The 12,442-nt window shown below is 59.0% G+C and carries 11 protein-coding genes and 1 riboswitch; of the genes, 8 read left to right on the top strand and 3 right to left on the bottom strand.

The window, feature by feature from the left end; genetic code table 11:
• Positions 1-55: 55 nt before the first annotated feature.
• Complete coding sequence (mnmH, locus tag LC531_RS04020; protein ID WP_223649039.1) at positions 56-1,078, bottom strand: tRNA 2-selenouridine(34) synthase MnmH; 1,023 nt, start codon at positions 1,076-1,078, stop codon at positions 56-58.
• Between the two features lie 144 nt (positions 1,079-1,222).
• On the opposite strand from mnmH, the gene LC531_RS04015 reads away from it, so the two are divergent.
• Both LC531_RS04015 and LC531_RS04010 read left to right on the top strand, forming a co-directional pair.
• Complete coding sequence (locus LC531_RS04015) at positions 1,223-2,701, top strand: complex I subunit 4 family protein (protein WP_223649038.1); 1,479 nt, start codon at positions 1,223-1,225, stop codon at positions 2,699-2,701.
• Between the two features lie 130 nt (positions 2,702-2,831).
• Entirely contained in the window at positions 2,832-4,256 is a 1,425-nt protein-coding gene (locus LC531_RS04010) for an NADH-quinone oxidoreductase subunit N (protein WP_223649037.1), read from the top strand.
• Positions 4,257-4,398: 142 nt separating this feature from the next.
• Here the strand turns inward: LC531_RS04010 and LC531_RS04005 are convergent, their stop codons facing one another.
• Together LC531_RS04005 and LC531_RS04000 are read right to left on the bottom strand one after the other, a co-directional pair.
• Entirely contained in the window at positions 4,399-5,793 is a 1,395-nt protein-coding gene (locus LC531_RS04005; RefSeq protein WP_223649036.1) for an NAD(P)/FAD-dependent oxidoreductase, read from the bottom strand.
• Positions 5,794-5,980: 187 nt separating this feature from the next.
• Entirely contained in the window at positions 5,981-6,655 is a 675-nt protein-coding gene (locus tag LC531_RS04000) for a carboxypeptidase-like regulatory domain-containing protein (RefSeq protein ID WP_223649035.1), read from the bottom strand.
• 108 nt (positions 6,656-6,763) lie between these two features.
• Between LC531_RS04000 and LC531_RS03995 the strand changes: the two genes are divergently transcribed.
• From LC531_RS03995 to cysD, 6 genes are all read left to right on the top strand, one after another.
• Complete coding sequence (locus LC531_RS03995) at positions 6,764-7,162, top strand: ArsR/SmtB family transcription factor (protein ID WP_223649034.1); 399 nt, start codon at positions 6,764-6,766, stop codon at positions 7,160-7,162.
• 14 nt (positions 7,163-7,176) lie between these two features.
• Positions 7,177-7,494 (top strand): (2Fe-2S) ferredoxin domain-containing protein, encoded by a 318-nt coding sequence (locus LC531_RS03990; RefSeq protein WP_223649033.1) that lies wholly within the window; start codon positions 7,177-7,179, stop codon positions 7,492-7,494.
• A gap of 28 nt (positions 7,495-7,522) precedes the next feature.
• Complete coding sequence (locus LC531_RS03985; RefSeq protein WP_223649032.1) at positions 7,523-8,221, top strand: YjjG family noncanonical pyrimidine nucleotidase; 699 nt, start codon at positions 7,523-7,525, stop codon at positions 8,219-8,221.
• Positions 8,222-8,298: 77 nt separating this feature from the next.
• A complete protein-coding gene (pruA, locus tag LC531_RS03980) occupies positions 8,299-9,963 on the top strand; it encodes an L-glutamate gamma-semialdehyde dehydrogenase (protein ID WP_223649031.1) in 1,665 nt (554 codons plus the stop codon).
• A gap of 216 nt (positions 9,964-10,179) precedes the next feature.
• Positions 10,180-10,273: riboswitch (SAM riboswitch) on the top strand.
• Positions 10,274-10,552: 279 nt separating this feature from the next.
• Positions 10,553-11,308 carry a phosphoadenylyl-sulfate reductase gene (locus LC531_RS03975; protein WP_223649030.1) on the top strand — a complete coding sequence of 252 codons (756 nt, stop codon included), beginning with the start codon at positions 10,553-10,555 and terminating at the stop codon, positions 11,306-11,308.
• A gap of 143 nt (positions 11,309-11,451) precedes the next feature.
• Complete coding sequence (gene cysD / locus LC531_RS03970; RefSeq protein WP_223649029.1) at positions 11,452-12,348, top strand: sulfate adenylyltransferase subunit CysD; 897 nt, start codon at positions 11,452-11,454, stop codon at positions 12,346-12,348.
• The last annotated feature ends 94 nt before the right edge of the window (positions 12,349-12,442 follow it).

The following is a 12,442-nucleotide window of genomic DNA, read 5'->3' as shown; positions in this document are numbered from 1 at the left end:
CGCAAGTAATCTCTGACGTTGAGATTACTTGCGCAGTAGAGATGCTTCGACAAGCTCAGCATGACAATTCAGTTTTAGTAACCGCCGCCAGCACCCGCGCCGCGTTGGCTACCGCGTCGGTACCCTCCGCGGCTACCGTCACGGCTGGCCGGTCCTTTAGCCCAAAGCCGTAGGTTTTATCATAATAAGCCAGCACCAGCTCCACCATGCGGGGCATATCGCCGTCAGCGATGGCCCCGAGGGCTTCTTTGGTCACGAGGCCACCGAGGCGCTTACTGATGCGCAGCACGGCCAGAGCCAGGCCGCCGGCATCCTGGCGGCCGTAGCTGCCGGCCAGGTAGCGCACGCGGGCTGCGGGCGGCACGCTCAGCACCAGCAGCGGGGCGGCCTGCATCTGGGTAAAGAGGGGGGTAGGGATGGTGAGGCTGCCGATATTGCGGCTCTCATCCTCGACCCACGCGGGTTTATCGGGGGGTAGGGAGGCCAGCGCGGCGGCCAGGTTATTTTCAAATTGCTCCTGGGTGGGCTGCGGCAGCTGGCCCAGCGCCCCAAACGATGAGCCCAGGTGATGGGCCAGGCCCTCCAAGTCCAACACCGGCTCGCCCTGGGCGGCCAGCGCGTGCAGCACGGCCGTTTTGCCGCTGCCGGTGTAGCCGCCCAGCACCCTCATGGCTTGCGGGCGGGCCATTTCGGCCAGCACCCACTGGCGGTATTCCTTGTAGCCTTTATCCAATAAATTGACCCGGAAGCCGGCCAGCTCCAGCAGCCACTGCACGGCCCCGCTGCGCATGCCGCCGCGCCAGCAGTGCAGCCGCACTTCCTGGCCGGGAGCCAGACGTTTGGCCTCTTCGACCAGCGCGCGCATTTTGGGGCCGAAAAAATCGAGGCCCATTAGCACGGCTTTGTCGGGGTTGATTTGCTTGTAGGTGGTACCGATGCGGGCCCGCTCGTCGTCGGTGAACAGGGGTAGGCTGAGCGCGCCCGGCATGTGGCCCTGCACGTACTCGGCCGGGGCGCGCACGTCGAGGATAGGACCGCCGGCGGCGCTCAAAAAGTCGGTAATCGGGTAGCGAGGCATCACTGCAAACTTACGGGGTAGGGAGCACGACGCGCTATTTTTCGCCGGTCGGGGTGCCCACCTTCCCAATGCACGCAGTAAGTTTGCAGCTAATTCGCGGTTTGGCGCGCCGGGCTTCCGGCCGCCACCGCCCCGCTTGCGCTAATGCTGACAGCTTTTCTAGTCTTTTTCCCGCTGGCCGCCGCCCTAGTGCTGCACTTTGCCAAAGGCAGCGCGGCCCGCGTTCTGGCCCTGGGGGCTTCTTTGGTAGAATTAGCCGTGGCCGCGTTCGCGGCATTCGTCTTCGTCCGCAACGGGCCGGGGCGTTTCGACCTCAACCTCAACTGGATACCATCGGCGGGTATCACCTTTCACCTGGGCATTGACGGCTTGAGTTTGTGCCTGGTGCTGCTCACGGCGGTGCTAGTACCGATTATTCTGGCCACCGCTTTTCGGCATAAAGAATACGACAACCCTGGCGCGTTCTACGCCCTGGTGCTATTCATGCAAACCGGCCTACTGGGCGTGTTCACGGCCTTGGATGCGTTCGTGTTCTACTTTTTCTGGGAAGTGGCGCTGATTCCGATTTACTTCTTGGCCGGGGCCTGGAGCCGCTCGGACCGCCGCATTCAGATTACGTTTAAGTTCTTCTTATACACCATTATCGGCTCGCTGTTTATGCTGGCCGGCTTCGTGTATCTGTACTTGCAGACCGGCCCGGCCGCCGGCTCACTGGCCGCGCACTCCTCCGATATTCAGGCGTTTTACACGGCCGGGCACCAGCTGGGCGCGGCGCAGCAGTCGTGGCTGTTCTGGCTCATTTTCGCGGCTTTCGCGGTGAAGATGCCGATTTTTCCCTTCCACACCTGGCAGCCCGATACGTACACCGAGTCGCCGGCCCCGGCCACGATGCTGCTCTCGGGCATTATGCTCAAAATGGGTATTTACGGCTGCTTGCGCTGGCTGCTGCCGGTGGTGCCGCTGGGCACCAGCCAGTGGCAGCAGCTGGTGGTGGTGCTGGCCATTATCGGCATTATCTACGGCGCAATTATCGCCATCCGACAACACGACATGAAACGGCTCATCGCCTACTCCTCGCTCTCACACGTGGGGCTGATGATTGCCGGCGTGTTCTCGCTCAAAGACATTGGCTTGCAGGGTGCGGTTATCCAGATGCTGGCCCACGGCGTAAACGTGGTGGGCATGTTCCTGGTGGCCGATGCCATTGAGCGGCGTACCGGCACCCGCCACATTGCCGACCTCGGCGGCCTCACCCGCCGCACACCGCTGCTGAGCGTATGCTTTATCGTGATGCTGCTCAGCACGGTAGCCCTACCCCTCACGGGAGGATTCGTGGGTGAGTTTCTGCTGCTGGCGGGCGTCTACGAGTTCAACATGTGGGCGGGCGCGGTGGCCGGCCTCACCATCATTTTCTCGGCCGTATACCTGCTGCGCATGTACCAGCGTGTGATGTTGGGGCCGCCCTCGGCTCATTCTGACACCATCACCGACCTGAGCGGGGCTGAGCTGGCCATGTTTGCGCCGCTTATTCTGCTGGTTTTCTGGCTGGGCCTGTTTCCCGGCACCTTCCTGCATTTATCCGAGCCTACCATCAGCAGCATTCTGACGGCGGTGGGTAGGTAGTTTTTATTGTCATGCTCATCTAGTGTCCGCTTGCCGAAGCATCTCTACTGCTTCATCGAACGGTGTGGATGAAGCGGTAGAGATGCTTCGGCAAGCTCAGCATGACGTTCTTCTTTGAAGTATAGTTAGTATGCTCCCAATAGTTCTTCTTTCCGTCTTCGGTATCGTCAACCTGTTCCTGGGTTTTCTGCGCTCCAATCGGGTGCTGCTGCCCTTCGCGCTGGTGGTGCTAGCCTTGGTTTTCGGCGTCAATCTGCTCGACTGGAACCACGCCGGCAGCATTACGGGCCTGTTCGACTCGCCCTACGTAGCGCAGATGCTGACGGTGGACAACTATTCAGTGGCATTCAGCGGCATCGTGCTGCTCACGGCCCTGGTGCTGCTGCCCTTCTCGCGCTCCTACGTGGTAGCCCACGAGCCCAACCTGGCCGAATACTACTCGCTGCTGCTGTTTTCGCTGGTCGGGGCCATTATGATGGTGAGCTACAATCACCTCATCATGCTCTTCGTGGGCATTGAAATCCTGAGCATCAGCATGTATGTACTAGCGGGCTCCGACAAGCGCAACGTGCGCTCGAACGAGGCGGCGCTCAAATATTTCCTGCAAGGCGCGTTCGCTACCGGCATTCTGCTCTTCGGCATCGCACTGGTGTACGGCGCGACTGGTACGTTCCAACTCAACCAATTGGCCGCCAATATCGCCGCGCCCGCTAATGCCAGCTTGCAGCCCATGCTCTACGTAGGCGTGTTGCTGATGGTAATTGGCATCGGTTTCAAGGTGTCGGCCGCACCGTTCCACTTCTGGACGCCCGACGTGTACGAAGGCACGCCCACGTTCTTCACCGCCTTTATGAGCACGGTGGTAAAAACGGCCGGCTTTGCCGCGTTTCTGAAGCTGCTGCTGGTGGCATTGCCCGGCACCAGCGCCGTGTGGCTACCAACCATCATTGCCATGTGCGTGCTCACGCTGCTGCTCGGCAACGTGGGCGCGGCCGTGCAAACCAGCGCCAAGCGGATGCTGGCCTATTCCAGCGTGAGCCACGCGGGCTACCTGCTGCTGGGCCTGGTAGCCGGCCGCGGCCAGCTTGACGGCCCGGCCGCGCAAGCCATTTTCTTCTACAGCCTGGCTTATTCGATAGCCACCGTGGCAGCCTTCGGCGTGCTCAAGCTCGTGTCGGACCAGCGCCAGCGCGAGGACTACGCTGGCCTCGCGGGCCTGGGCCGTACCAACCCACTGCTGGCTTTTTCGATGACGGTAGCGATGCTCTCGCTGGGCGGCATCCCACTCACGGGCGGCTTTTTCGGCAAGTTTTTTATCTTCGTCACCGTGGCCGGGCAGGGCTACATCTGGCTGGTGGTTTTCGCGGTGCTGATGAGCATGGTGGGCATTTATTACTACCTGCGGCCCGTCATCGCCATGTATATGCGCCCCGCTGAGCCGGGTAACGACGCGCCGATTGCAGTGGATGGTTTTCAAGCGGCTACGCTGGTGGTGCTGGCAGCTATATCGTTGATTCTGGGCATCTTGCCGGGCTTTTTTAGCGGGCTATTATAAGAGAACAAGTACAATAAAAAAGGCCGTCATGCTGCGCTTGCCGAAGCATCTCTACCGCATCATCCGCACAGTTCGGATTTCGTTCGGTGGAGATACTTCGACAGGCGCAGCATGACGGCCTTTCTTCCCTCTGGCTTACCCCCTACCCCACCGGCGCGGGCTGAGTAGCCGGTTGCTGAATGGCGGGCGGCGGCGCGTTATACTCCGGGGTAGCGGCGCGCTCTTCGGCGGCGTGCTTACCGAGCGCATCGCCCCTGTCGAAACGGTAAAAGGGCCGAATGATGAGCCGCAGCGCCTGCCCCGAGCTGAAATAACTGAAAGCCCAATCCACCAGCGCCACTAGCTTGTTGCGAAAGCCGACCAGCAGAATAAGGTGGATAAACAACCACGACAACCAGCCCAAAAAGCCGTTAAAGTGAATGCCTTTGGGCAAATCCACCACGGCTTTGTTGCGACTCACGATGGCCATCACGCCCTTGTTGAGATACTCGAAATCCTTGGGCTGCTCGCCGCGCATCAGGCGCTGAAGATTATCAGCCAACAAGCTAGCCTGCTGCTGGGCCACCGGCGCGAGCATCGGCATTCCCTTGGGCATATCGAGGGTAACCAGGTTGGCCACATCGCCGATGGCGAAAATGTCGGGTTCGCCCTCCACCTGGTTCCAGCTATTGACGGTGATGCGCTTGTTGCGGGTCACGGCCGCGTCGGGCAGGCCGGGCACGGCCGCGCCGTTCACGCCGGCCGCCCATATCAGGTTACCAGCATCAATATATTCGGTATCAGAGTAGTACGCCCGGTCATCCTCGTATTTTTTGATGACCGTGTTCAGCCGCAGCTCCACCCCTAGCTTTTCGAGGTAGCGCTGCGCGTCCTGCTGCGACTCCTTCGACATGGGTCCTAGCACAGCCGGGCCGGCTTCCACCAGGATAATGCGCATCTGGCTCAAGTCTAGCTCGGGGTAGTCTTTGGGCAGCACGCCGTGGCGCATCTCAGCCAGCGAGCCGCTAATTTCTACGCCCGTCGGGCCGCCGCCTACCACCACTAATGTCAGCAGCGCCTGCTTGCGGGCGGGGTCGTCGGTAAGGACCGCTTGCTCCAGATTTTGAAAAATAAAGCTCCGCAGGTTTAGGGCGTTAGGAATGCTCTTAATCTGCATCGCGTTTTTCTCGATGCTCTCGATACCGAAAAAATTGGTGAGCGAGCCGGTGGCCAGTACCAAGTAATCGTAGCTGATATCACCGATGTTGGTGCGCACCATCTTCAAAGCCGGGTCTACGGCGTGCACGTCGGCCACCCGGAAGAAGAAGTTTTTCTGACCCGCAAAAATCTTGCGCACGGGGTAGGCGATGCTGTCGGCTTCAAGCGCGCCGGTCGCCACCTGATAGAGCAGCGGCTGAAAATTGTGGTAGTTATTGCGGTCTACCATTACTACCTGCACGGGTGCGCTGGCCAACTCCTGTGCCAGCTTGAGACCCGCGAAACCGCAGCCGATTATTACCACCCGCGGATTACTTGAAACCGGAATATTCGTATCCATAGCAAAAGCAAAAGGGTAGCAACTGATTGCCACCCTCTGCTAAACAGGAGAAATGAATTTCTGGTTATTAATTGTAAAAAACGTTTGTCCTTGCCAGTCTGAGAAGCAATCTTTCCTTTATACCTCGGGGATGTTTGCAGCCGATTAGGAAAGATTGCTTCACAGGCTCGCAAACACAAACGTTTTTCTAATAGTCTACCCCCTCTTTTTTCTTAAACTCGCCGTCCTTAATCTGCTTCACGAGTTGGAGCCAGCTGAAAGGATTCAGCAAGGGGTTGTTGCTCTGCGGGTTGGGGGCGGTACCCATGCGGCGGTCCAGGTTATACTGCTGCTGCGACATGGTTTGCCGGAAGTTAGCCGTGGCACCCATTGGTTGGGAGTTGAAAATCTTGCGCATCAGCTCCTCGTTGAGGTTGTCAGCCGCGGAAGTGCCCTTATCGTCGGGTAGGCGCAGGGCCAGAAAAGCTTTTTTAAAGGCTTGCTCAGTGGTGTAGGGAAAGATGCGCACCTCGGGCAGCATGGTGGGGTCATCTTGCATCGTGACGATTACCGAGAAGCTTTGGCGCTGATAATCAGGGGGAATAACAATGGTCTGGTTGCGGTAGCCAAGCGAGCGAAACACGATACTATCACCGGCCAGCACGGCCAATGAGAAGTAGCCGTAGGCGTTGGAAGTGGTGCCGCGCCCGGCCTTGGGCACGTAGACCGACGCGCCAGGCACGCCCAGCAGGCTGTCGCCGCTCGCCACAATGCCCGTAAACTGCACCACCCGGCGCTTGCCTTGGGCCCAGGCACGGGGAGCGGCCAGCAGCCCGGTCAGAACTACCAGACTGAGCAGCAGAAGGAAACGGCGACTATTCACAAAGTAAAAGGTTAGCGGCGGGATACGTTAGCAAATATACGAAGCTGCCCGCCGCGCCCGTCGTACTTTTGGGGCCGGCCGGGCGGGCCAGGTCATTCTGAACGGTAGATGCGCGTAAAACATTTCCCGGTTGCATTCGGGCAGCAGCTTTTTAAAGCTCTCGGCGACGAAAGCCGTGTACGGCTGCTGCATCTGCTGTGGCGCAACCGCGAAATGGTGGTCGGCGACCTGGAGCAGGTGCTCGATTTTACCCAAACTAAAACTTCGCGCCAGCTGGCCTACCTCAAAAACGTCGGCTTGGTGGGCGTGCGCCGCCTCGACAACTGGATGTTCTACTTCCTGCGCGACGAGACGGCCGAATTACTTCCGCAAATTCTGGGTTGGATGGAGCGCGACCCGCAGCTCGTGCGCGACCAGCAGACCTACCAAACCCTGTGGAACAACCGCGAGCTGGCCGCCTACAAAATTCAGAACCGGCGGTGGCTGCCCCCTACCCCCCCCGCCTAGCCCAACCCGCCCGTATGCAACGCCGAATATTTGTTTGTACCAACCAGAAGTCGGGCGTGGGCGAAGATGTCGCCAAAGCGCTTAAAAAAGAATTAAAAATCCAGGGCGTAAAAAAGCTGCTGCTGCACGGCGAAAAGCTGCACACCCGCGTGCAGACCTGCAACTGCCTCGACCTGTGCAAACACTGCAAAAAAGGCCCCGGCGCGGCGCTCATAATTTATCCCGAAGCCGAGGCTTTTGGCAAAGTGCAACCCAAAGATGCCGCCGATTTCGTGCGGTATCTGGCCGGGGAAGCCACCCGGCCCGGCCAGTTTCTGGATAACGAAAGTTAAGTTTTTACGGCCCCTACCCCCCTTGTGCATGAAAGCCTACCGCCACCTGTTTTTTGACCTTGACCACACGCTCTGGGACTTTGAAACTAACGCCCACGAAACACTGGAGCAGCTGTTTGCCGACTACGACCTTGCGCGCCATGGCCTATTTACGTTTGCGGAATTCAGCAGCCGCTACCGCGACGTGAACCACGCGCTGTGGCGCTTGTATCAGAGCAACAAGGTAACGCAGAAGCAGTTGCGCGAAACCCGCTTCGTGCGCACGCTCACCCGGCTGGGCGTGGCCGAAGCTGATATTCCGAGCGATATTTCGGACCGGTTCACGGATATTCTGCCGCGCAAGGCGGCGGTTTTTCCGCACACGCACGAGGTGCTTACCTACTTGAAGGACAAGGGGTACCAGCTGCATTTAATTACCAACGGCTTCGAGGATGTACAGCACGTTAAGCTGGCTTCGTCGCGGCTCACCAATTATTTTGAGGAAATAATTACTTCCGAGCACAGCGGCTTTTTGAAGCCCGACCCGCGCATGTTTGCCCACGCGCTGGCGCGCGCAGGTGCCACCGCCGCCGAAAGCCTGATGGTGGGCGATAATCTGGAATGCGACATATTAGGAGCCTATAATTCCGGCATTGACCAGGTGTATTTTAATCCTGACAAGCGGCGGCATTTCGCCGAAACAACGTATGAGATTAGCAGCTTGGCGGAGTTGCGCAATTTTCTGTAATCGTCTGTCCTTGCGAGCCTGCGAAGCAAGGACAGACGATTAAAAATTAACTATTACCCGCCCACATTCCCTACCCTATGTCCAACGCCTTTTTCCGCGTCCCTACCCCCATCAATGAGCCTGTGAAGGGCTACGCGCCCGGCGCGCCCGAGCGCATCGAGCTGGTGCAAGAACTGAAGCGCATCAAGCAGGTAGAGCGCGATATTCCGATGCACATTGGCGGCCAGGAAGTGCGCACCGGCCGCAAGCTGCCGCTGGCCCCGCCCCACGACCATAAGCATGTGCTGGCCCACTTTCACGAGGGCGATGCCAGCCACGTGACGCAGGCCATTGAGGCGGCGCTGGCCGCCCGCACGGCCTGGGCCGGCTTGCCCTGGGAAGAGCGCGCCGCCATTTTCCTGAAGGCCGCTGAGCTGCTGGCCGGCCCCTACCGCGCCCGCATCAACGCGGCGACCATGTTGGGCCAAAGCAAGAATGCGTTTCAGGCCGAGATTGACGCGGCGTGCGAGCTAATTGATTTTCTGCGCTTTAACGTGTATTTTGCGCAGGAAATATATCATCAGCAGCCCGAGTCGTCGCCCGGCATGTGGAACCGCCTGGAGCACCGGCCGCTGGAGGGCTTCGTGTTTGCGCTCACGCCGTTCAACTTCACCTCCATTGCCGGCAACCTACCGGTTTCGGCGGCGCTCATGGGCAACGTGGTGGTGTGGAAGCCCGCCTACCCCCAGATTTATTCGGCGCAGGTGCTGATGGAATTGTTCATCGAAGCCGGCGTGCCGGCGGGCGTTATTAACCTCATTTACGTGGATGGGCCGGTGGCCGGCGACGTGATTTTCAAGCACCGCGACTTTGCGGGCATTCACTTCACGGGCTCGACCAAGGTGTTCCAGACTATCTGGCAGGAGATTGGGCAGAATATTCACCGCTACAAGTCCTACCCCCGCATTGTGGGCGAGACGGGCGGCAAAGACTTTATCGTGGCGCACCCGTCAGCTCACGCCAAAGCGGTGGCCACGGCCATCTCGCGCGGCGCGTTTGAGTACCAGGGCCAGAAGTGCTCGGCGGCCTCGCGCGTTTATCTTCCTTCCAACCTGGCTGATGAGATTCTGGGCTACGTGAAGCAGGACGTGGAGTCGATGAAAATGGGTGATGTCGAGGACTTTACCAACTTCATCAACGCCGTGATTACGGAGGCCAGCTTTGATAAACTGGCCAAGTTTATTGACGAGGCCAAGGCCAGCCCCGACGCCGAAATCGTGGTGGGCGGCCACCACGACAAGTCGAAAGGTTACTTCGTGCAGCCGACCGTGATTAGGGCCAGAGACCCGAAATACGTGACGATGTGCGAGGAGCTTTTTGGGCCCGTGGTGACGGTGTTTGTGTACGATGCCGACCAGTTTGAGCAGACGCTGGAGCTGGTGGATTCGACCTCGCCCTACGCCCTCACCGGCGCTATTTTTTCGCAGGACCGCTACGCCATCGACCTGGCTACCAAGAAATTGGTGAACGCGGCCGGCAATTTCTACATTAACGACAAGCCAACCGGCGCGGTGGTGGGCCAGCAGCCTTTCGGCGGGGCTCGCGCCTCGGGCACTAATGATAAGGCCGGCTCGCTGCTCAACTTGCAGCGCTGGGTGTCGCCGCGCGCCATTAAGGAGACGTTTAATCCGCCGGTGGAATATCCTTATCCATTTATGGGCGCTGAGCCCCAAGAGAATCTGAACTTGGATAAGGGCTTGTAGCATAGGCTTTAGCCTGTGCGTAGGGCGCACGCACAGGCTAAAGCCTATGCTACAAAACAAAATCCCTACCCCCTGCTTATACCGCAGTCAAAAACAACGGGCGGCTTCTCTGACGAGAAGCCGCCCGTTGTTTTTCGGGATTTCGCCGGCTTATTTGGAATTACCAAAATTCCGCTTCTACCTTTGTGGCATCAATTCCTCTTACCAGAAGGATTGTTTTTATAAAGAGGCGTGGAGAGACAGGCTCGACGAAACGCCGGCAACCCCCAGCTACTTGCTGGAATGGTGCCAAGTCCTGGACATATAAAAACAAGTTGCCGTGTGCTGCTCCATTAACCCCCGCTTTACGACCACTTCGCTTGCTGCTTTACAGCATGGGTGTTGTTGTATGGCAGGGGCTGGCCAAATGCGCACGGGAGCTATGCGGGGCTGCTAGCACGCCCCACCGCTTTCACAACCAGTAGGCTACCTCCTCATTTGGGTTTTTAATGCTTCTCCGGGCCAGTGTGGTCTGGCGGGAGCAGCCTCGCGTGTCCGGCCGCTTTTTTAGCGGTAGCTGGCCCACGGAAATCCCTACCCCTCTCTCATCATGGATAGTACCCTTGCGGCCCAGGTCGCTGACCTGCGCCGCAACTTGGCCGGGCATTCCGCGCTGGAAATTATTCGGGCCGTGGCCGGGCATTTTCCCGGCCGGGTGTCATTTTCGACGTCTTTTGGGCTAGAAGACCAGGCGCTGAGCCACCTCATTTTTGCCAATGAGCTACCCGTGCGGGTATTTACGCTCGACACGGGCCGCAATTTTCAGGAAACGTATTCGACCTGGAACAAAACCCTGCTGCGCTACGAGCAACCCATTGAAGTATTTGCGCCGCAAGCGGCCAGCCTGGAGACGCTGGTGACGGCGAAGGGCCCGAATAGCTTTTACGAGAGTATAGCTAACCGCAAGGAGTGCTGCCACATCCGCAAGGTGGAGCCGCTGGCGCGAGCCCTGGCGGGGCAGCAGATTTGGCTCACCGGCATCCGGGCCGAGCAGTCGGCCAACCGCCAGCACATGCACCCGGTGGAGTGGGACGCCGGCCACGGCCTCATCAAAGTGCACCCGCTGTTTGAGTGGACATGGGACGACACGCTCTCCTTCACGCAGCAGCACGGCGTGCCCGTCAACCCGCTGCACCAGCAGGGTTTCGTGAGCATTGGCTGCGCGCCCTGCACCCGCGCCATCCGGCCGGGCGAGGATTTTCGGGCCGGCCGCTGGTGGTGGGAAAACGCCGACGCCAAGGAATGCGGCCTGCACGACACCACTGAGCACCAAGGACTTGACCCGGTGGTGGAAGCTATTAACTGAAGAACCAAGCCGTCTGTCATTGCGAGCGCAGCGCGGCAATCTTTCCTGGTCGTTCGCTCTCATTTGATTACTAACCCTAGTGTGCAGGAAAGATTGCCGCGCTGCGCTCGCAATGACAGACGGCTTATAAATTATTAAAAACAATGGATTACCTAGATAGATTAGAGGCCGAAGCTATTCACATTCTGCGTGAGGTGGCGGGCCAGTTTGAGCGGCCGGCGCTGCTGTTTTCGGGGGGTAAGGACTCGATTGCGCTGACGAGGCTGGCGGAGAAGGCCTTTCGGCCGGGCAAGTTTCCGTTTCCGCTCGTGCACATTGATACGGGCCACAACTTCGCGGAAATTATCGCCTACCGCGATAAGCTGGTTGCTTCACTGGGCGAAAAGCTGGTGGTGCGCAAGGTGGAGGACACCATCAGGGCGCGCGGCCTGCGCGAGCCGGGCGGCAAGTATCCGAGCCGCAACCCGCTGCAAACGTACACTTTACTCGACGTTATTGAGGAGTTTGAGTTTGATGCCTGCATCGGTGGGGCGCGGCGCGACGAGGAGAAGGCCCGCGCCAAGGAGCGCATTTTTTCGGTGCGCGACGACTTTGGCCAGTGGGACCCCAAGCGCCAGCGCCCCGAGCTGTGGAACATCTACAACGGCCGCATTCGGAAGGGCGAAAACGTGCGCGTGTTTCCCATTTCGAACTGGACCGAGCTGGACGTGTGGAACTACATTCAGCGCGAAAAAATAGCGCTGCCCGAGATTTATTTCTCGCACGAGCGGCAGTGCGTGGTGCTGCCCAGCGGCCAGCTACTGGGCCTGAGTGAGCACCTGAACCTCGACGATACCGACGAAATAGTAAACCGCCGCGTGCGCTTCCGCACCGTGGGCGACTCCACCTGCACGGCCGCCGTGGAGAGCGACGCGGCCTCGGTGGACGACATTATTCAGGACCTGCTACTAGCCAAAGTGAGCGAGCGCGGCGCCACGCGGCTCGATGATAACCTGTCGGAAACCGGCATGGAAGACCGCAAGCGGAACGGGTATTTTTAAGCTAATCGTCTGTCATTGCGAGCGCAACGAAGTGGAGCGCGGCAATCTTTCCTTGTCATCTGCACACACCAATTCAATTTTCACTATCCTGTCT

It is taken from the genome of Hymenobacter psoromatis (genome assembly GCF_020012125.1).
Taxonomy (GTDB): Bacteria; Bacteroidota; Bacteroidia; order Cytophagales; family Hymenobacteraceae; genus Hymenobacter; species Hymenobacter psoromatis.
The sequence above is the reverse complement of the archived record's forward strand: the minus strand, read 5'-3'. Positions and strand labels throughout refer to the sequence as shown.